Below are 20,002 nucleotides of genomic sequence, written 5' to 3'. Positions count from 1 at the left end.
AAGGCCGCAGAGTTCGGGACGTTCGCCAGTGTTATCCGGCAACGGCAGGAGCCAGGCTGAAATCCGGAACCCCCACGGGAAAGAGACAGTGATCATGCTCTCGATTCGCCCCCTCATCGCCACCGCGATGGCGGTCACCGCCACCGGACTGCCAGCCGTAGCGGCGCAGGCTACTGAGCAGGCTGTCCCGCCCATGCTGGTCGGCATCCGGGCCGCGCACCAGGTTGGCCTGGACCGGCTCGTCTTCGAGTTCCGCGGCCGGTTACCGGCTCGGCGCGACGTCCGCTACGTGTCCACGCTGATCGCCGACGGCTCCGGCGAGACGGTCAACGCGGTTGGCAGAGCGCTGCTGCAGGTCCGCTTCGACCAGGCCGACGGCCACGACCGCCGCGGCAAGGTCACCTACGGGCCGACCCGCAGGACGTACGCATTGCCCGGCGTCATCCAGGTCGTGAACACCGGTGACTTCGAGGCCACGCTCACCTTCGGGGTCGGGCTGGCCAGGCGCGTGCCGTACCGGGTCTACACGCTCACCGCGCCGAGCCGCGTCGTCGTGGACATCGCCACGCCCTACCGGACCGTGCCCGTGCGCGACTACTTCCTCAACACCGCCAACTACAACACCGGCCGCAGACCGTACACGACGACTGTGCAGCGCCCAGTGATCTCTCCGGCGACGGCCTTCAGCGCGCTGCAACGGCTCTTCGCCGGCCCCACCCAGATCGAACGAGCGCAGGGGCTGCGCTTCGCTGGCTCCAAGGCCACCGGCTTCAGCAAGCTGACCATCAAGAACGGTATCGCCCGGGTGTACCTGACCGGCCGCGTCACCAGCGGCGGATCCACCTTCACCATCGCCGACCAGATCAGGCCGACGCTCAAGCAGTTCCCGATGATCAAATGGGTCAAGATCTACGACTCGGCGGGGCAGACCGAGCACCCGACCGGGCCGTCGGACTCCATCCCGCAGTCGCTGGAGCCGTGAGCGCCTCGAGCTCCGCACGCAGAGTGCGTGGCGAGATCGTCGAGATCGTCGAGATCGGGATCGACCGGCGGATGGCAGCGTCCGCGAAGGACCTGGCCAGGTCCGCACAGGTCATGGCCGAGGGCCGTCACGCCGTGACGGCCCTCATGGGCTCCAGGTCCTGATCTCCGGCCGGTCGAAGTGCAGGCCGGCCCTGGTCATCGCGTGGCTTGGACCACTCGTGCGTCGGGGCCGGGGAAGACGAGGGTCTCGCGTTCGGTGTCCAGCCAGCGGACCAGGTAGGGCGGTGAGCCGTCGGGGTGGTCCACCTTCATGATGAATCCTTCATGACGTGTGCTGGTGCCACACGTGGCCTCCACGATCAGCCGATCACCCACTGCCGCCTTCATGGCGATCCCCTCATCTCCGGGTACGAAGCGGTGGTATTCACTCGCCTTCACCCTGCAGGGTTCGGTCGGTATCCAGCAGGGCCGGAGGTCTCCACGGCGGGGGACCTTCGGCCCTCAAAAGTCCGGTCTGAGGTGCCGGTCGAGCACAGGCACCACGAAGCTTGCGCCCCAGGCCGCCACAGTGTGCCGCCAGAACGTCTGTGGACAGTTGCCCGTCGTCTCGGTCAGCGGGTCATTCTCGGCGTGCCTCACACCCAGTAAAACCGACATTTCGCTCACCCTTGTCCGCTCAGGATTTCGTGGTGACCTCACCTTGTCTCTGACCCTCTTCGCGCGCCCGGGGCAAACGGCCCGACGGAGTGTGACCTAAGTCACCACGGCAGGCTGGATCCGCGAAACGCCTGCACGACCGGCGCGAACCCAGGCCCCGCCCGAGCAGACGGGTGCCATTCGGCCCTGTCCCCATGGGACCTTCGCTTCTGGTTCGACAGTTCAGCACCTGCGAAAACAGGTAGGGAAATGATGCGGTCCCCCGATGCGGGCCGGAAGACAGCAGGCCAGAGAGGAAGACATGGTGATTCCCGCGCCCTCTGGGTTGTCGTCCGCGGAGGCGGCCGTGCGTCTGGAGCGGGATGGAGCCAACCTGCTCCCGCAGCAGCCGCCCGTTCCGTTGTGGCGACGGGTGATGGCCCAGCTTCGCGATCCGCTGATCATCGTTCTGCTCGTGGCGGCGGCGTTGACCATCGTCACGGGCGACTGGACCGACACGGCCGTCATCATGCTCGTGATCGTGGTCAACACCTCCGTCGGGGTGGCGCAGGAGATACGCGCCGACCGAGCCATCACGGCGTTGTCACAGCTCACGGCCCCTGTGGCCCGCGTGATCCGCGACGGTTCCCAGACGCAGGTGCCGGCGGCCGATGTCGTTGTGGGAGACCTGCTGGTGCTGGCCGAAGGCGACATCATCGTGGCCGACGCCACGGTGGTGGAGTCGGCGGCCTTGCTCGTGGACGAGTCGTCCCTGACCGGCGAGTCGGTGCCGGTGGACAAGGCCGGCGACGACCCGGTCTCCTCGGGCACCGCCGTGGTCAGAGGGCGTGGCCGCGCCGAGGTCACTGCCGTCGGGGCGGCGAGCGCGAGCGGCCGTATCGCCTCCATGATGGTCAGGGGAGCCGGTCTCACGCCGCTGCAACGGCGTCTGATGGGAGTGGGCCGCCTGCTGGCCGGTGTCACGGTGTTGCTGTCCGCGGTGGTGCTGGCTTTGGGCCTGGTCCGCGGGCAACCGGTCGAGCTGATGGTGGTGACCGCGATCAGCCTGGTGGTCGCGGCCGTGCCCGAGTCGCTGCCCGCCGTCGTGACCCTGAGCCTGGCATTGGGAGCTCGCCGGATGGCCGCGCGCAATGCTCTCGTACGCAGGCTGCCCGCCGTGGAAACGCTGGGCTCCGTGACCGTGCTCGCCACCGACAAGACCGGGACTCTCACCGAGGGCCGGATGGTCACCCGGCACGTGTGGACTCCTACGGGCGAGGCCACGATAACCGGCTCCGGATACGCGCCCGACGGCGAGGTCGAACGTGACGACTCCCTCGACGGAGCGATCCTCACCGACCTGCTGACGGCGACCGTGCTGTGCAACGACGCGAGGTTGTCACCACCGCGGAATCCCGGCGAGGAGTGGACGGCGCTGGGCGACCCGACCGAGGCGGCCTTGCTCGCCGCCGCCGCCAAGCTCGGCCTGGACCGCGGGGAACTGCAGGGGCGCTTCCCGCGCGTCGCCGAGCGTCCCTTCGACAGCGAACGCAAGCGGATGAGTACCGTGCACCGCCTGCCCGGCGGACGTGGCCGGGTGATCTGCAAGGGGGCTCCCGAAGCGCTGCTCCACCCGCCCGTCCTGGTCGACGATCCCGCGCTGCTGACCCGCGCGGCCGAGCGCGCCGAGCAGCTCGCCCAGGCCGGATACCGGGTCATGGCGGTGGCGAGCACCGATCTGAACGCCGTCCCGGGAACAGCGCGGGAGAGCGGGCTGTCGTTGCTCGGGCTGGTCGGCATCCTGGATCCGCCGCGTCCCGCGGCGGCCGCCGCGATCGCCGCCTGCAAGCAGGCCGGGATAAGACCGCTTCTCATCACCGGCGATCACCCTGGGACCGCACGCGCCGTCGCCACCGAGCTGGGCATCATCGCCGCCGGCGACCCGGTCGTGGACTGCCGGGAGCTCGAAGCCTCCGATCAGGCCGGGGCCGCGGTGTACGCCCGCGCCACCCCTGGGCAGAAGCTCGAGATCATCCAGGGTCTGCGGGATCGCGGCGACACCCTCGCCATGACCGGTGACGGCGTCAATGACGGCCCGGCGCTGCGACGGGCCGACATCGGTGTGGCCATGGGCAAGCGGGGCACCGAAGTCGCCCGTCAGGCGGCCGACCTCGTGCTCGCCGACGACAACCTGGACACCGTCGTCGCGGCTGTCGAGGAGGGCCGCCGGGTCTACGCCAACATCCGCCGGTTCCTGGTCTACGGCCTCTCGGGCGGAGCCGCCGAGATCGCGGTGATGCTGCTGGGGCCGTTCGCCGGCTTCGCACTCCCCCTGCTTCCGGCCCAGATCCTGTGGATCAACCTGCTCACCCATGGACTGCCGGGCGTGGCTCTCGGTGGCGAGCCGGCCATCCCCGGAGCGATGACGACCCCACCCCGGCCGCCCACCCAGAGCATCCTGGGCGCGGGGCTGTGGCAGCGCCTGATCCGGATCGCCGTCGTCCTGACCGCCGTCACCCTCGGCGTCGCCGTCTGGGCCCACCAGACGGGACGTCCATGGCAGAGCATGGCCTTCTTCGCCCTCGGCGCCACCCAGCTCGGCGTCGCGCTCGGTTCCCGTACCAGGCCGGGCTCACTGGCCAACCCGATGCTGCTCCTCGCCGTCGCCGGCGCGTTCGTCCTGCAGCTCGCCGGACTGTACGTCCCGCCGCTGCGCGAGCTACTCGGCACCGAACCGCTGCCCCTGGGCGACCTGTTGATCGTCACCGCGCTGTCCACCCTCGGCTACGCCGCCGTCCGCCTCGACCGGATCCTGCACCCCTCCCGCCCGCCACGGCCCGTGCCATCGCCGGGCGCCCCCGCGTCAGCCCATCAGCCCGACCACAGCGATCAATCCCGCGCGTGACCCGTGCGGGTCGGACGACGTTCAACCTCGCCGCCATCCCGGAGATGTTCGCCGCCGCGCCCCTATCTACCGCCGGGCGAGCAACCCGACGACAGCTACCCCCTGGTCCTGGTCACCGGGCGACGCTGGGCACACTACAACTCCGGCCGCATGACCCGGCGCACGGACAACACGCGGGGATCCGATGTCGCCGTTGTGGTGACGCCACCTCGACCCGCATGCTCGCTGAACAGCTCAGCCGCCAGACAATCTCCTTGTGATGCCGGCGCTTCAGGTTGGCCGTCGGTCATCAGCGTGACGGTTCCCAGCCGCGTCGGGGCGTGTGGGCACCGGTCGGCTGGTCGGCGCGGCTGCGGTAGACGATGTAGGGGCGGGTCAGGTAGCCGATGGGCGCGGTGAGCATGTGCACCAGCCGGGTGAACGGCCAGATGGCGAACAGCAGCAGCGCGCTGAGGGCGTGCAACTGGAACAGGATCGGTGCGCCGGCCATCAGCGCGGGGTCCGGGCTGAAGTAGAAGATCGACCGGAACCAGGGCGAGATGGTGGTGCGATAGTCGTAGCCGGAGCCGATGACATTGGCCGCCACCGTGGCGGCCAGGCCGAGCACGATGGTGACGCTCAGCACGGCGTACATGAGCTTGTCGTTGCGGGTGGTGGCGGTGAACACCGGTCCGACGGTGCGCCGCCGGTAGATGAGGATCGCCAGGCCACCGAGAGTGGCGAGGCCCGCGATGGTGCCGAGCACGACGGCGCCGGCGTGGTAGGCCTCCTCGCTCACCCCTACCGCCTCGGTCCAGCTCTTGGGAATGACCAGCCCGCCGATGTGGCCGAGCAGGACGACCAGGATGCCGAAGTGGAACAGCGGGCTGCCGACGCGCAGCAGCCGCGACTCGTACATCTGCGACGAGCGGGTGGTCCAGCCGAACTTGTCGTAGCGGTAACGCCACACATGGCCGAGCACGAACACGGTGAGTGCCACGTAGGGCGCCACCACCCACAGCAGGATGTCGAGCGCGTTCACCGGGATTCCTCCTCGACGGCGTAGGGTTCCAGCCCGACCTCCTCGGCCGGCGGTCCTTCGGCGGCCAGTCGCAGCGTGGCCTCCTTCTCGCGCGAGCCGGCCGGGGGCAGCGTGGCCGCCACGGCCGCCACCACGTCGGCGTACGGCGAGCGCACGTCCTCCAGCGCCGCGCGCAGCAGTTCCAGGCCCGCCCGGTGTTCCCGCAGCAGGCGCCGGGCCTCCCGCACCCCGCCGCGGGCCGACAGCTCGCACACCACTGCCACGTGGTCGGGCAGTTCGCCGTCGGCCACCTCGAAGCCTGCGGCGCGCAGGGCGTGCTTGAAACGCAGCAGCGCCCCGCCGCGCTTGCGGGTGTCGCCGTAGGCGTAGTAGGTCAGGTACGGGCAGCAGCGCCGCTTGAGGTCGAAGGTCGCCACGTAGTGGGCGGCCAGGTCGGCCTGCGCGGTGACGGCGGCGTGGTCGAGGAAGGCGCCCAGGCGCTCGCGGACCTGTCCGCCGGGCAGCGCGGCCACGGCCCCGGCCAGCAACTGCCGGGCGTCGTACAACCGGTCGTCGGGGTAGCCGAGCAGCACCGATGCCACCATGTGCGCTGTACGCAGCTCACCCTCGCGCAGATCCATCATGATTCGCCCCTGTTTCTCTTGGGGAACAGCCCGTCGGGAGCGCCCTTGCCGTCCCAGTTGAGGAGGTTGACGCGGCCGCGTAGCTCGCCGACATCGCCCAGGTCATCGCCGGTCTGCCGGTCGCGCAGCGCGTGGAAGTTCTCCACCGCCACCGGGGCGGGCAGGCCGGAGGCCTCGCCGAACGGGCCGCCCATGCCGGGCCCGCCTTCGTAGTCGAGGCTGCACCCGGTGGCGCTCTCCTCCAACTGCGCGCCCTGCTCGGCGTGGGCCTTGGGGATCACGTACCGCTCGTCGTAGGGGGCCAGGGCCAGCAGCCGGTGCATGCCTTCGACCTGCTCGCCGGTCATCCCCACGGTGGCGGCGATCGACTCGTCGGGGTCCTGGCCGAGGTTGAGGCGGCGCATGTAGGAGCGCATGGCGGCCAGGCGGCGCAGCACGGCGCGGACCGGTTCGGGGTCGCCGGCGGTGAACAGTTCGGCCAGGTAGCCGATCGGGATGCGCAGGGCGTCGATCGCGCCGAACAGGTTGCCGGGGTCCTCGCCGTCGTGGCCGGTGTTCGCCAGCACGTCCACCACGGGCGACAGCGGCGGGATGTACCAGACCATCGGCATCGTGCGGTACTCCGGGTGCAGCGGCAGCGCCACGCCGTACTCGAAGATCAGCTTGTGGATCGGGGAGTTCCGTGCCGCCTCCAGCCAGTCCTCGGGGATGTTCGCGGCGCGGGCGGCGGCGATCACCTCGGGGTCGTGCGGGTCCAGCAGCACGCTCTTCTGTGCCTCGTACAGGTCCTTCTCATCGGAGACGCAGGCGGCCTCGGCGACCCGGTCGGCGTCGTAGAGGAGCAGGCCGAGGTAGCGCAGGCGGCCCACGCAGGTCTCCGAGCAGACCGTGGGGATGCCGACCTCGACCCGGGGGTAGCAGAACGTGCACTTCTCGGCCTTGCCGGTGCGGTGGTTGAAGTACACCTTCTTGTACGGGCAGCCGGTCACGCACATGCGCCAGCCCCGGCAGCGATCCTGGTCGACCAGGACGATCCCGTCCTCGGAGCGCTTGTACATCGCGCCGGACGGGCAGGAGGCCACGCACGAGGGGTTGAGGCAGTGCTCGCAGATGCGCGGCAGGTAGAACATGAACGCCTGCTCGAACTCCAGCTTCACCTGGTCCGACAGCTTGCGCAGCACCGGGTCGGCGGAGGTGAGCTCCGGGCCGCCGGCCAGGTTGTCGTCCCAGTTCGCGCTCCAGGTGATCTTCGTGCTCTTGCCCGTGATCAGCGACCTGGGCCGGGCGACGGGCGTGTCCTCGGAGGCGGGAGCCGAGAAGAGCCGGTCGTAGTCGTAGGTCCAGGGCTCGTAGTAATCCTGGATGGACGGCATGAGCGGGTTCGCGAAGATGGTGAACAGCTTCTTGAGCCGCCCGCCCGCCTTCAGCCGCAGCCGGCCGCGCCGGTTGAGCTCCCAGCCGCCCTTCCACTTCTCCTGGTCCTGGTAGGTGCGAGGGTAGCCCTGGCCGGGGCGGGTCTCGACGTTGTTGAACCAGACGTACTCGGTGCCGGCCCGGTTGGTCCACGCCTGCTTGCAGGTGACCGAACATGTGTGGCAGCCGATGCACTTGTCCAGGTTCATCACCATGGCCAGTTGCGCCATCAGTCTCATGACTCACTCCGTTCGCGGCTCGCTACGCTCGCGGGCATCAGTAGTCGACCTCCTGAGAGCGGCGGCGGATCACGGTGATCTCGTCGCGCTGGTTGCCGGTGGGCCCGAGGTAGTTGAAGGCGAAGCTCAGCTGGGCGTACCCGCCGATAAGGTGGGTGGGCTTGACCAGGAGCCGGGTGAGCGAGTTGTGGATGCCGCCGCGCCGCCCGGTGGTCTCGCTCTTGGGCACGTCCACCACGCGCTCCTGGGCGTGGTACATGTACACGGTGCCCTCGGGCATCCGGTGCGAGACGACCGCGCGGGCCACCACGACGCCGTTGCGGTTGACCGCCTCCACCCAGTCGTTGTCGCGGATCTTCGCCTTGGCCGCATCGGCGGGGCTCATCCAGATGGTCGGCCCGCCTCGGGAGAGCGTAAGCATAAGCAGGTTGTCCTGGTATTCGGAGTGGATGGACCACTTCGAGTGCGGGGTGAGGTAGCGCACGGTGACACCGTCTGCCCCGGATTCGCCGACGCCGGGCTCGCCGAACATCGCGGTCATGTTCAGCGGTGGCCGGTAGACCGGCAGCGCCTCGCCGGCCTCGTGGATCCAGTCGTGGTCGAGATAGAAGTGCTGGCGGCCGGTCAGCGTGTGCCAGGGTTTGCGGTGCTCGACGTTGATGGTGAACGCCGAGTAGCGCCGCCCGCCGCTCTCGCTGCCCGACCATTCCGGCGAGGTGATGACCGGCACGGGCCGGGCCTGGGTGTCGGCGAAGGTGATCTGCTTGTGCTCGTCGGCCAGCCCGTCGAACGACGTCCCGGTACGCCGGCCCAGCGTGGCGAACCCCTGGGCGGCCAGGTGCCCGTTGGTGGTGCCCGACAAGGCCAGGATGGCCTCGCACATGTCGCTGTCGCGGGCCAGAGAGGGGCGGCCCCCGGCGACGCCGCCGCGGACGGTGCCGTTCATCCTGCCCAGCCGGTCGATCTCACCGGAGACGTCGAACGTCAGCCCCTTGGTCGTGGCGCCGAGCCGTTCCAGCAGTGGACCGAGGGCGGCCATCTTCTCCGCCACCGCCCCGTAGTCGCGCTCCACCGTGACCAGCTTGGGGAAGTCGCGTCCCGGAGTGGGCGGCCGGCCCGTCGCGCGCCAGTCCTGCACCCGCCCATGCGGGGTGGCCAGCTCATCGGGCGTGTCGTGCAGCAGCGGCACGGCCACCACGTCCGTACGTGTGCCCAGGTGAGTCTTCGCGAGGTCACTGAAGGCGCGGGCGATGGCGTGGAAGGCGGCGAAGTCGGTGCGGGTCTGCCAAGGCGGGTCGATCGCCGGGGTGAAGGCGTGCACGAATGGGTGCATATCTGTCGAGGACAGGTCGTGCTTCTCGTACCACGTGGCGGCGGGCAGCACGATGTCGGAGAACAGCGTGGTGGAGGTCATCCGGAAGTCCAGGGACAGCAGCAGGTCGAGCTTGCCGCGCGGCGCCTCCTCCGGCCAGGCCAGGCTCTCCGGCCGCTGTCCGGGCGCGGCCTCTTCGGCCCGTACGGCCGAGTCGGTGCCCAGCAGGTGGCGCAGGAAATACTCGTTGCCCTTGGCCGACGAGCCGAGCAGGTTGGCCCGCCACACGGTCAGCACGCGCGGCCAGTTCCCGGGCGCGTCGGGGTCCTCGCAGGCGAACCCGAGCCGCCCCTTGACGACCTGCTCGGTCACGTACGGCCCCGCCTCCGCACCCGCCGCGGCGATCTCGTCGGCCAGGTCGAGCGGGTTGCGATCGAACGTCGGGTAGGACGGCATCCAGCCCAGACGTGCCGACTGCGAGAGCAGGTCGGCGGTCGCCTTGCCGGTGAACGCGCCGCTGCCGAGCGGAGACGAGACGACGTCGGCCGAGTAGGTGTCGTAGCGCCACTGGTCGGTGTGCAGGTACCAGTAGGCGGTGCCGATCATCTGCCGCGGCGGGCGCGACCAGTCCAGGCCGAAGGCGAGCTGCGCCCAGCCGGTGATCGGCCGGCACTTCTCCTGGCCGACGTAGTGCGCCCAGCCGCCGCCGTTGACGCCCTGGCAGCCGGTCAGCGTGGTCAGCGCCAGGAACGAGCGGTAGATGGTGTCGGAGTGGAACCAGTGGTTCGTCCCCGCCCCCATGATGATCATGGAGCGGCCGCCGGACTCCTCGGCGTTGCGGGCGAACTCCCGGGCGATCCTCGCCGCTGCCTTGGCCGGCACCCCGGTGATCGCCTCCTGCCAGGCCGGGGTGTAGGGCTCGGCCGCGTCGTCGTAGCCGGTCGGCCACCTGCCGGGGAGCTCGTCGCGGGCCACACCGTACTGGGCGAGCATCAGGTCGTACACCGTGGTGACCAGGTGGCCGCCGACGCGCCGCACCGGAACGCCGCGCTCCAGCACGCCGTTCTCGTGGCCGTCGAAGCGGGGCAGCGCGACCGGCACCGCCTCCTCCCCCAGGGTGGTCAGCAGCGGGTCGACATCGCCGAGGTCGAGGTTCCAGCGGCCTTGGCCCTCCTCGGAGTAGCGGAAGCCGAGCGAGCCGTTCGGTACGACCGGCTCGCCGGTCCGCGCGTTCAGCAGGACCGTGGCGAACGCCGCCTCCTGCCCTTCCTGCCCCAGGTCGGCCGCGGTGAGGAACTTGTCCGGCACGTACGCCCCGTCCCGCTCACGCAGCCGGACCAGGAACGGCAGGTCCGTGAAACGCTTGACGTAGTCGGTGAAACAAGCCGTCGGCCGGTCGGCGAAGAACTCCTTGAGGATCACATGCCCCATCGCCATGGCCAGCGCGCCGTCCGTGCCCGGGTGCGGGGCCAGCCACTCGTCGGCGAACTTGGCGGCGTCGTTGTAGTCGGGCGCGAGCACCACCACCTTCTGGCCCCGGTAGCGCGCCTCGGCCATGAAGTGGGCGTCGGGTGTGCGGGTGACCGGCACGTTCGAGCCCCACAGCATCAGGTACGCGGCGTCCCACCAGTCGGCCGACTCCGGCACGTCCGTCTGGTCGCCGAACACCTGCGGGGAGGCCACCGGCAGGTCGGCGTACCAGTCGTAGAACGACAGCATCGCCCCGCCGATCAACGACACGAACCGGGCGCCCACCGCGTGGGAGGCCATCGACATGGCCGGAATCGGGGAGAAACCGGCCACCCGGTCGGGGCCATAGGTCTTGATGGTGTGCACGTGCGCCGCGGCGATGATCTCGCATGCCTCGTCCCAGGTGACGCGCACCAGCCCGCCCTTGCCGCGGGCCGACTGGTAGCGGCGCCGCTTGTCCGGGTCTGTGGTGATCTCCGCCCAAGCGTCGACCGGGTCACCCAGCCTCGCCCTGGCCTCCCGGTACATCTCCACCAGCACACCCCTGGCGTACGGGAAGCGGACCCGGGTGGGCGAGTAGGTGTACCAGGAGAACGCCGCACCACGAGGACAGCCCCGGGGCTCGTACTCCGGCCGGTCGCCGCCCACGCTCGGGTAGTCGGTCTGCTGCGCCTCCCAGGTGATCACGCCGTCCTTGACATACACCTTCCAGGAGCAGGAACCGGTGCAGTTGACGCCGTGGGTGGAGCGGACGACCTTGTCGTGGCTCCACCGGTCACGGTAGAACGCGTCGCCTTGGCGTCCGCCGATCTGGTGCAGGGTCCGCAGATCGTCGGAGACGGCGCCGGACCGCAGGTGCCGGCCAAGCTTCAGCAGGGCGTCGCTGACCGGCCCATCCGTACTCGCCATACGTACAACCCCTTCATCTGGCACCACAAACCCGAACACGGCCCGCCATCAGCGCTTTGATAGTCAGGTAGCGGCACGAACACCCCGTACCCGTTCGACCATCTCGCTACCTGCACCGATCCGATCGGGCACCAGGCCGGGATGACGCCTTCATCCTTGCTGCCAGCAATACGGACACCTCAGGGTCTTTAGTCCCACCTTCAAGACCCCAAAGACCCGAAACCCCGCCGTAACGGGCCAGCGTGGCCGGTTCAGCCGGCGGGCGACGCGACCGTCGGCACCGGCTTCCAGGCGAGGTTTCCGCGTCCCCAGTCCGGTGCGCTGTCCTTGGCCTCCGGTGGGGCTTTGGATGTGGGCCGCGGCGATAGGCGTCGGCGAGCCTCCGGTGGATCCGGAACTCCGAGCCCAGCGGACCTCGGTCACCGGGGACGGTCAGCTGGGTTGCTGGATGCGTCGGCCGGTGGCCTCCACCGTGGTGACGACGATGAAGTGGTCGCCATCGTGTGCCCACGGCGTCAGCGGCAATCGTTCCAGCCGGGCGACCTGTGAGTCGTCGGCGACACGGGCATACCCGACGACAGTGACCGACCAGCCGGTCCGCTCTCCTGAGTCGAAGTCGTCGACCTCGAAGGCCACGACCGCATTGCGTGTGGCGGCGGCCAGCTTGGAACCGGCCGCCGTGCGGATGACGATGTCCTCCCCGTCCAGGCAGAAGTTGACCGGCTGCACGGCCGGCAGGGCGCGATCGGTGAAGACGATCCGCCCGATCGGGCACGAAGGCAGCAGGCGCATGCACTCCTCGTGCGAGAGCACCTGCAGGCCGGCCGAGTCGAGTTTCATACCGCCAGCCTGTCAGCACCCCTACCTGACCGTTTAGGGACGAAAGTCCCGTGACGTCCGCCGATCGCCCTCGGTGGTGGTGACCGTAGACCGTCCAACATGCGAAGCTCGGGCTCGCCGTCGGCAAGCGGGGTTCTCCTTCGCCGGCCGACACGACTCCCCACCTGCGGCACCCAAGCGGTTTCGCGACCCGGCCAGACAGGATCGCTCAGCTGTCGCGGTCTCCCGCTGACGTCACCGTGCAGGCATCGACCGCACCGGCGGCGCGGCCGAGCACCGCCTGGCCGTGGCACGGACTGCGGTGAGGGTCAGCACCAGCGTCAGCACCGACACTCCGGCCAGCGCGGCCAGACCCAGCCCGTAGGAGCCGAACAGGCCGTAGACGAGGCCCATCACCAGCGGCGGCACGAACCCGCCCAGCCCTCCGGCAGCGCCGACCAGGCCCGTGACCGAGCCCACCTTGTCGGCCGGGGCCACCGTCGCCACCAGGGCGAAGGTCGCCCCGCTGCCGGCGCCGAGCGCCGCGGCCATGGTCAGGAACGCGACCGTGCCCAGCATCATGAGCGGCGGGGTGAACGCCTGCACAGCGGCGCAGAGCGCGACTACGGTGAACACGGCGACCAGGACGGGAATCGGCCCGATCTGGTCCGACAGCCAGCCGCCAATGGGCCGCATCGCAACCGCCAAGATCACGAACCCGGCCATGCGGTTGGCCGCGTCGGCCTGCTCCAGGCCGTAAGCCGACTGCAGATAGACAGGCAGGTACACGGAGAAGGCGACGTACCCGCCGAACGCCACCGCGTACAGCACGCATGCCTGCCAGGTGATCGGCAGGCGCACGGCCGCGGCCAGACGGGCCAGACTCGACTGGGCAGGCGCCGTACGACCCGGGGCGTCCCGCAACACGAACCAGGCCACAACGGCGTAGAGCGCGAGCGCCGCCGCGGTGAGCAGGAACGGGGTGGCCGAGCCGCCGGTCCTGACCAGCCTGACGGTGGTCAGCGCGCTGATCGCGGTGCCGCCCATGCCCATGCCGAAGACACCGACGGCCAGACCGCGGCGCTCGGGCGGGAACCAGGCGCTGACGAAGGGCACGCCCACGGCGAACACCGTCCCGCCGATGCCCAGGAAGAACCCGCCCACCAGCAGCGCCGCCAACGAGCTCTGCCCGGCCACGCCGATGAACAGCACCGGGACGATGGTGACCGCCGAGATCAGGGGGAACATCACCCGGCCGCCGAAGCGGTCGGTGAGCGCTCCGACGGGGATGCGGCCCAGCGAGCCGACGATCACCGGGACCGCGACCAGCAACGCCTGCTCCGTAGCCGACAAGCCCAGCAATTCCTTGAACCGCGGGCCCAGCGGGCTGAGCAGCGCCCACGCCCAGAAGTTCACCGCAAATCCCACGGTCGCCAACGCCAGCATCATCGCCGACCGACGGGTGGAGCCGCCGGGAACTGCCCGGTTGGTCCTATCGGTGCTCATCTCATCCGTCCTTGTCACGCCGATCATGCTCAAAGCAGGTGCCGTGGTGCGTGGCGGTTCCGTCGGCCGCTGACCCCGCGAGAACGGCCCCCAGGGCGATCGGCCGCCTCCGGCATTCGCCGACCACCACCTGGTTATCGCGATGTTCTTGCCCTGCCCTCACTCATCGCATCCCACCGCAGCCGCTCCATGCCTCCTAGAGGCGAAAGTCCTGCCTGTTGAGTGCTTTGTGCTTTGGTCTTCACTCGCCTGACCGGCGAGTACCGAAGGACGCGCAACCTTCGCCTCTGATGGCGTCCCGCTGCGACCGCGAGCCCTGAGCGCATCCCGCACGCAGGGAGGCACGCGCCGGCTGGTCGGTGACCGGCTGCCGGGTCAGAGTGGGACACTCCAGCAAAGAGCGGTCCCGCCGTCGTCCGGAGAGGTGACGTCGAAGGAGCCGCCGAGCGCGGTGGCACGCTCGTGCAAATTACGTAGGCCGCTGCGCCTGCCGCCGGAGGGCAGCCCGACGCCGTTGTCCTGAACGGTCAGTGTGAGCGTGTCGTCGGCCACCTCGACAGAGATGTTTGTTTTGGAGGCCTTGGCGTGGCGGACCACATTGGACAGTGCTTCGCGCAGGACGGCGAGCAGGGTCTCGGCGATGGTTTCGGGGACGCGGTTGTCGAGCTGGCCTTCCATCAGCAGGCCCGGCATGAACCCGAGATGGCCGCGGGAAGCTTCCACCAACGCCACGATCTGGGCGCGCAGGCTGGGGCCAAGCGCCTCGTGCGATCCCTGCAGGGCGAAGATGGTCGAGCGGATCTGCCGAATGGTCGCGTCCAGCTCGTCGATCGCGTGCCGTATCCGGTTCGACACCTCGGGCTGGTTCACCAGCCGGACCGTGCTCATCAGCGTCATCGCGATCGCGAACAGCCGCTGGATGACCACGTCGTGCAGGTCTTTGGCGATGCGGTCGCGGTCTTCGAGCAGGTTGAGGCGTTCGGCGTCCTTGCGGGCCTCGGCCAGTTCCAGCGCGATGGCGGCCTGCCCGGCGAACGCCCCCACCATCCGCAGATCCGCGGCGCTGAACGGCAGCCGGCCCGATCGTTTGGCCACCGCCACCACGCCGCGTACCTTCTCGCCCACCCCCAAAGGCATCAGCAGCTCCGGGCCGAAGCCCAAATGACGCAGCGGTGAGTTCGTCTCGTTCAGGTCCTCCGCCGACACCGCCTCGCCTCGGGTGTAAACCTGGCCCGCCGCGGTGGCCGCCAGATCGAAGGTCAGGCCCGCCACCTGTTCGGCGTGCTCGCCATCGACATACTCCACCACCAGCGACTGGCCGCTCTCCTCCGGCATCAGGATCTTCACGAGGTCGGCATCGCTCATCTGGCGGGCGCGGGCCGCCATCAGGGTGAGCACCTCGCGCGGGTCGGCCCCGGACAGCAGGCTGGTGGTGACCTCTGAGGAGGCCTGCAGCCAGGTCTCGCGCCGCCGGGTCTCCTCATACAGGCGGGCGTTCTCCACGGCGACGCCGGCCGCGGCGGCCAAGGCGATGACGATGGCCTCGTCCTCCTCGTCGAACTCCGCCCCGCCCCGCTTCTCCGTCAAGTAAAGGTTGCCGAACACCTCATCGCGCACCCGTACCGGCACGCCGAGAAAGGTGCCCATCGGCGGATGCCCGGAAGGGAACCCGTAGGACTCGGGATGGTCGGAGATGCGGCCGAGCCGCAGCGGGCGGGTGTCCTTGATCAGCAGCCCGAGCAGACCGAGTCCGTGCGGCCAGTGCTCGATGCGGGCGATCTCCTCCTCGCTCAGCCCGACCGGGATGAACTGGACGAGCGTGTTCTCCTGCCCGACCACGCCGAGCGCCCCATAGGTGGCGTCCACTAGCCTGGTCGCGGTCTCCACGATCCGGCGCAGCACCGTCTCAAGATCCAGTTCGCTGCCCACGGACACAACCGCTTCCAACAGCGCGTGCACCCGGTCACGAGTCGACAGCACGGTGCTCAGCCGCACCTGCAGCTCGGCCAGCAACTCATCCAGCCGCATACTCGGCATCAATGAGCGATGCTCGCCTTCCGTCATGGGATCAGTGTTGCACCAGGACAGCGCCACGCCCACCAGACATCGGTCGCATGATCATCTGTGGGTACTCCCGCGAGCACAGCCGGGCAGGGCCGAAGGTCCCGCCCCGTTAGAGGCATCGGCCCTCGTTGAACACGCCACGTGTACCCCAGGAGCGGGGACCTTCGGCACTGCCGGACGGCTCGGCACCTGCGACAGCGTGGCTGGCGGGAGGTGCGTCATGTTCTCACCACTCGCCACCGAGTTCGGCGTCAGGCGGCTGCTCGTCGCGGCCGGCCAGGCGCCTTCCGTGCACAACACCCAGCCGTGGCGCTTCGCCGTGTCCGGCGAGGAGATCAGTTTGCGGACCGATCCCGACCGGCGACTACGGGTGAGCGACCCGCGAAGGCGGTCCCAGCATGTGAGCTGCGGCGCGGCCCTGTTCAACCTGCGCCTGGCAGTGCGGGTGACCGGGCGGCGCCCGCTGGTCTGGCTGCTGCCGAACCCCGATGAGGAGCCCGGCCTGCTGGCGGCGGTGCGCATGGCCGGCGCCGCGCTCGCCTCTGGCGAGCAACGCGAGCTGTACGACCTGATTCCGGTACGTCGCACCAGCCGGGAACCGTTCTTCGAGCGACAGGTTCCGCTGCCGGTACTGGCCGAGCTGCGCATCGCCGCCTCTCGCGAGGGCGCGTACCTGCGGGTCCTCGACCGGCGTGGCGTCGGTGAGACACTCGATTACGCCGCCAAAGCCGAGGACGAGCTGGCCCGAGACCACGCCTACCAGGCGGAGCTGGCCGCGTGGACGATGTCCGGCGCCCGCTTCGACGGCGTCCCGAGTCACGTGCATGGGCCGCGGCCGGGCAAGGAGCCCGGGCGTACTCGCGATTTCGGACGGCGGGCCGGTCAGGCCCGCTTCGAGGAGCACCCGCTGCTGGCGGTGCTCACCACGCCGGGCGACCAGCCGCTCGACTGGCTCCGAGCCGGACAGGCGCTACAACGCGTGCTGCTGGTGGCCACCGCGCACGGGCTGTCGGCGTCGTTCCTCAACCAGCCGCTGGACCTACGAGACATGCGCCGCCGCAGGGATCCGCACCACCGGCACGGCCACCCGCAAATGATCATCCGGCTCGGTTACGGCCCCTACGGAGCCCGCCCCCCGCGCCGCCCGGCCAGCGAACTGGAGACCCACCATGCCTGAAAGCTACGACGTACTGCTGCGTGATGGCGGCATAGCCCACGTACGTCCGTTGCGCCCCGGCGACCGCCACGCGCTGCACGAGCTGGTCGACCGCTCCTCGGAGCGGTCGGCCTATCTGCGCTTCTTCACCGGAGGCCGCAACACCGCCCACTTCTACATGGACCGCATCACCGGCGAGGCATATCGGGGCCACGCGTTGGTGGCCACCATGCGGGACCGGCTGGTCGCCGTCGCCGAGTACATCCCCATCGAGGACGGCAGCGCCGACCTGGCGATCCTGCTGGACGATGCCGTGCACGGGCACGGCCTCGGCACGCTCCTCCTCGAGCACGTGGCCATCGACGCGGCCGACCACGGAGTGCGCGAGCTGGTGGCCGACGTGCTCACCGAGAACCGGCCGATGATCAATGTCCTGCGCGACCTCGGCCTGGACACGACGCAGCGCCTCGACGGCGGCACCCTGCATATCGCCATCTCCGCGCAACCGACCCCCCGGCTCCGAGCCGGCGTCGAGGCTCGCGACCACGAGGCCGAGCGCGCCTCGCTGGCTCGCGTCCTCGAACCCCGCTCTGTGGCGGTGATCGGCGCGAGCCGCGACTCGTCAGGCGTGGGACACCGGGTACTGCGCAACCTGATCGACGGCGGCTTCACTGGTCCGATCTACCCGGTCAACCCCAACGCGACCGAAGTAGCCGGGCTGGCCTGCCATCCGAACGTGGGCGCGATCCCCGGCGAGGTGGACTTGGCCGTCATCGCCGTTCCCGCCAAGTATGTCTTTGAGGTGGCCCACGAGTGCGCGGCGGCCGGGGTGGCGGGGCTCGTGGTGCTGACGTCCGGATTCGCCGAGAGCGGGCTGCACGATGCGGAGACGGATCTGCTGACGATCTGTCGCACCGCCGGGATGCGCCTGGTCGGCCCGAACTGCCTGGGCGTCGTCAACACCGCCGCCCGCCTCAATGCCAGCTTCCTGCCGGGCTCCCCCGCCGCGGGCCGCGTCGCGCTGATGTCGCAGTCGGGCGCCGTGGGGGCGGCGCTGCTGGATGAGCTGAGCGTGTCGTCGTTCGTGTCGGTCGGCAACAAGGCCGACGTCAGCGGCAATGACCTGCTGGAGTACTGGGAGGACGACGAGCACACCGACGTGATCGCGCTCTACCTGGAGTCGTTCGGCAACCCGCGCAAGTTCGCCCGCATCGCCCGGCGCGTCGCGGCGAAGAAGCCGATCCTGCTGGTCAAGAGCGGCCGTTCGGGCGCGGGCGACCGGGCGGTGCGCTCCCACACCGCCGCGGCGGCCACTCCGGACGTGGCCGTGGACGCGCTCGCCCGCGCCTGCGGGGTGATCAGGCTCGACAGCGTGCGCGACCTGCTCGACACCGCCCGGCTGCTGGCCTGCCAGCCCCTCCCCAAGGGTCGCCGCGTGGCGATCGTCGGCAACTCCGGCGGGCCCGGGGCCATGGTCGCCGATGCCTGCGAGCGGCACGGCCTGCTCGTGCCTGAGCTGCCCGCCGGAGTGCTCCGGGCGCGCGCCGCCGCCTCCGTGGGCAACCCGGTGGATCTGACCGCCGAAGCCACTGCCGCCGAGATCGGCGCCGCTGTCGAAGCGCTCGTCGTCTCCCCTGATGTCGATGTGGTCGTCATCGTCTACACCCCGCCGTTCGGCTCCGGACTGGACGATACTCGCCAGGCGATCGCCGAGGCGACCCGGCACACGAAGAAGACCGTGCTGGCCTGCGTCGTCGGTCACGACGGCCTGATCGACGGCCGGATCCCCAGCTACGCCTTCCCCGAGCAGGCGATCGAGGCGCTCGGCCACGTTGTGGGTTACGCCGAGTGGCGCGAGCGGCCTGCCGGCCAGGAAGCGAAGCCGCCGGCCGTGGACACCGCCGCCGCGCGCGCCCTCGTCGGTGAAGAGCTGGCCGCGCACGCGGACGGCTGTTGGCTCTCCCCCGCGGCCGCCGCCCGCCTGCTCGGCTTCTATGGGGTGCGGCTGGTGGAGTCCGTCACCGTGGCCGACCCGGACGCCGCCGCCGAGGCCGCCGGCCGAGTCGGGCTGCCGGTCGTACTGAAGGTGACGGGGCCCGTGCACAAGAGCGACGTCGGCGGCGTACGGCTCGATCTGCGGACTGCCGAGGAGGTACGGCAGGCGTATCGCGACATGTCACGGCGTATCGGCGCGGACATGACAGGCGCCGTCATCCAGCGCATGCTCCCAGGCGGGGTCGAGATCATCATGGGCGGCGTCAACTATCCGTCTTTCGGGCCGCTGATCATGGCCGGGATGGGCGGTGTCACGGCGGAACTGCTCGCCGACCGCGCCTTCCGGGTGCCGCCCATCACCGACCCGGCCGACATGCTCGGCGAGCTGCGCTGCGCCCCGCTGCTGTACGGCTACCGCGGTTCGCCACCCGTCGACGTCGCCGCCCTGGCCGACCAGCTCGTCCGGGTGGGCAGGCTGCTGGAAGACCTGCCCGAGGTGGCCGAGCTCGACCTCAACCCAGTGATCGTCACATCCGAAGGCGCTGTGACAGTGGACGCGCGGATCAGGATCGCCCCCTGCCGTCCGCCGACCTCGCCGCTGCTGCGCCACCTGCGCTGACCAACGACCACCCGCAGCCGGGACTTCCGGCCCTACCAGACGCCCAGCTGCGGGGCTGTGATGAAGACAGCAGAACAGCCGCCGAGAAGGGCTGACCCGTGAAGCGCAGGACCGTCGCCGACGTGATGACCGCCGAGGTCGTCACGGTTACCGCGAAGACCCCGTTCAAGGACATCGCCGAGACCTTGATCGCCGGCGGCATCAGTGCTGTCCCGGTGGTCGACGAGGGCGGCCATGTCGTCGGCATGGTGTCGGAGGCCGACCTGCTGCGTAAGGAGGAGTTCCGCGAGCAGTTCTACCGTGAGGGCTACCGGCCGCCGCTGCGCGCCCG

At 70.0% G+C, this 20,002-nt stretch carries 14 protein-coding genes; 6 read left to right on the top strand and 8 right to left on the bottom strand.

Translation table 11 applies throughout. The annotated features are described in order from the left end of the window. Window positions 1-94 precede the first annotated feature (94 nt). Both AB0B91_RS60270 and AB0B91_RS60265 read left to right on the top strand, forming a co-directional pair. A complete protein-coding gene (locus AB0B91_RS60270; RefSeq protein ID WP_358341432.1) occupies window positions 95-982 on the top strand; it encodes a GerMN domain-containing protein in 888 nt (295 codons plus the stop codon). Then, complete coding sequence (locus AB0B91_RS60265; protein WP_358341429.1) at window positions 979-1,146, top strand: hypothetical protein; 168 nt, start codon at window positions 979-981, stop codon at window positions 1,144-1,146. The genes AB0B91_RS60270 and AB0B91_RS60265 overlap by 4 nt, the downstream gene beginning before the upstream one ends. Window positions 1,147-1,179: 33 nt before the next feature. Here the strand turns inward: AB0B91_RS60265 and AB0B91_RS60260 are convergent, their stop codons facing one another. Next, window positions 1,180-1,371, bottom strand: coding sequence for a DUF1918 domain-containing protein (locus AB0B91_RS60260; RefSeq protein ID WP_358341426.1), 192 nt, complete (start codon window positions 1,369-1,371; stop codon window positions 1,180-1,182). A 571-nt stretch (window positions 1,372-1,942) separates the two neighbouring features. Between AB0B91_RS60260 and AB0B91_RS60255 the strand changes: the two genes are divergently transcribed. Continuing rightward, on the top strand, window positions 1,943-4,525 hold the full coding sequence (locus AB0B91_RS60255) for a cation-transporting P-type ATPase (protein WP_358341423.1): 2,583 nt from the start codon (window positions 1,943-1,945) through the stop codon (window positions 4,523-4,525). Between the two features lie 289 nt (window positions 4,526-4,814). Here AB0B91_RS60255 and narI read toward each other — a convergent pair whose 3' ends face one another. From narI to AB0B91_RS60220, 7 genes are all read right to left on the bottom strand, one after another. Continuing rightward, window positions 4,815-5,546 (bottom strand): respiratory nitrate reductase subunit gamma, encoded by a 732-nt coding sequence (gene narI, locus AB0B91_RS60250; protein WP_358341422.1) that lies wholly within the window; start codon window positions 5,544-5,546, stop codon window positions 4,815-4,817. Continuing rightward, window positions 5,543-6,169 (bottom strand): nitrate reductase molybdenum cofactor assembly chaperone, encoded by a 627-nt coding sequence (gene narJ / locus AB0B91_RS60245; RefSeq protein ID WP_358341419.1) that lies wholly within the window; start codon window positions 6,167-6,169, stop codon window positions 5,543-5,545. Before narJ ends, narI begins: the two co-directional genes overlap by 4 nt. Then, complete coding sequence (gene narH / locus AB0B91_RS60240; RefSeq protein ID WP_358341416.1) at window positions 6,166-7,821, bottom strand: nitrate reductase subunit beta; 1,656 nt, start codon at window positions 7,819-7,821, stop codon at window positions 6,166-6,168. Before narH ends, narJ begins: the two co-directional genes overlap by 4 nt. A 37-nt stretch (window positions 7,822-7,858) precedes the next feature. Beyond that, window positions 7,859-11,512, bottom strand: a complete 3,654-nt coding sequence (locus AB0B91_RS60235) for a nitrate reductase subunit alpha (RefSeq protein WP_358341413.1) — start codon at window positions 11,510-11,512, stop codon at window positions 7,859-7,861. A 432-nt stretch (window positions 11,513-11,944) separates the two neighbouring features. Next, window positions 11,945-12,352: a pyridoxamine 5'-phosphate oxidase family protein gene (locus AB0B91_RS60230; protein WP_358341411.1), complete on the bottom strand. Its 408-nt coding sequence runs from the start codon at window positions 12,350-12,352 to the stop codon at window positions 11,945-11,947. Window positions 12,353-12,586: 234 nt separating this feature from the next. Beyond that, window positions 12,587-13,837 (bottom strand): MFS transporter, encoded by a 1,251-nt coding sequence (locus AB0B91_RS60225; RefSeq protein WP_358341408.1) that lies wholly within the window; start codon window positions 13,835-13,837, stop codon window positions 12,587-12,589. Window positions 13,838-14,212: 375 nt separating this feature from the next. Further along, window positions 14,213-15,901, bottom strand: a complete 1,689-nt coding sequence (locus AB0B91_RS60220) for a GAF domain-containing protein (protein WP_358341406.1) — start codon at window positions 15,899-15,901, stop codon at window positions 14,213-14,215. 220 nt (window positions 15,902-16,121) lie between these two features. Here AB0B91_RS60220 and AB0B91_RS60215 point away from each other — a divergent pair, with 220 nt between their 5' ends. The 3 genes from AB0B91_RS60215 to AB0B91_RS60205 form a co-directional block, all read left to right on the top strand. Beyond that, a complete protein-coding gene (locus tag AB0B91_RS60215) occupies window positions 16,122-17,078 on the top strand; it encodes a hypothetical protein (protein WP_358341404.1) in 957 nt (318 codons plus the stop codon). After that, complete coding sequence (locus AB0B91_RS60210) at window positions 17,071-19,671, top strand: GNAT family N-acetyltransferase (RefSeq protein ID WP_358341402.1); 2,601 nt, start codon at window positions 17,071-17,073, stop codon at window positions 19,669-19,671. The genes AB0B91_RS60215 and AB0B91_RS60210 overlap by 8 nt, the downstream gene beginning before the upstream one ends. Window positions 19,672-19,769: 98 nt before the next feature. Then, on the top strand, window positions 19,770-20,002 hold a 233-nt coding region (locus AB0B91_RS60205; protein WP_358341399.1), incomplete at its 3' end, for a CBS domain-containing protein.

This window comes from Nonomuraea sp. NPDC049141, from assembly GCF_040648415.1.
GTDB lineage: Bacteria > Actinomycetota > Actinomycetes > Streptosporangiales > Streptosporangiaceae > Nonomuraea.
This window is presented reverse-complemented; position numbering and strand designations above follow the sequence as displayed.

What these genes read in the sequence shown, in the direction of transcription:
- AB0B91_RS60270 (WP_358341432.1), top strand. Translation starts at nt 95, where the DNA reads ATGCTCTCGATTCGCCCCCTCATCGCCACCGCGATGGCGGTCACCGCC.
- AB0B91_RS60260 (WP_358341426.1), bottom strand. Translation starts at nt 1,371, where the DNA reads ATGAAGGCGGCAGTGGGTGATCGGCTGATCGTGGAGGCCACGTGTGGC.
- AB0B91_RS60255 (WP_358341423.1), top strand. Translation starts at nt 1,943, where the DNA reads ATGGTGATTCCCGCGCCCTCTGGGTTGTCGTCCGCGGAGGCGGCCGTG.
- narJ (WP_358341419.1), bottom strand. Translation starts at nt 6,169, where the DNA reads ATGATGGATCTGCGCGAGGGTGAGCTGCGTACAGCGCACATGGTGGCA.
- narH (WP_358341416.1), bottom strand. Translation starts at nt 7,821, where the DNA reads ATGAGACTGATGGCGCAACTGGCCATGGTGATGAACCTGGACAAGTGC.
- AB0B91_RS60235 (WP_358341413.1), bottom strand. Translation starts at nt 11,512, where the DNA reads ATGGCGAGTACGGATGGGCCGGTCAGCGACGCCCTGCTGAAGCTTGGC.
- AB0B91_RS60230 (WP_358341411.1), bottom strand. Translation starts at nt 12,352, where the DNA reads ATGAAACTCGACTCGGCCGGCCTGCAGGTGCTCTCGCACGAGGAGTGC.
- AB0B91_RS60225 (WP_358341408.1), bottom strand. Translation starts at nt 13,837, where the DNA reads ATGAGCACCGATAGGACCAACCGGGCAGTTCCCGGCGGCTCCACCCGT.
- AB0B91_RS60220 (WP_358341406.1), bottom strand. Translation starts at nt 15,901, where the DNA reads ATGACGGAAGGCGAGCATCGCTCATTGATGCCGAGTATGCGGCTGGAT.
- AB0B91_RS60215 (WP_358341404.1), top strand. Translation starts at nt 16,122, where the DNA reads ATGTTCTCACCACTCGCCACCGAGTTCGGCGTCAGGCGGCTGCTCGTC.
- AB0B91_RS60210 (WP_358341402.1), top strand. Translation starts at nt 17,071, where the DNA reads ATGCCTGAAAGCTACGACGTACTGCTGCGTGATGGCGGCATAGCCCAC.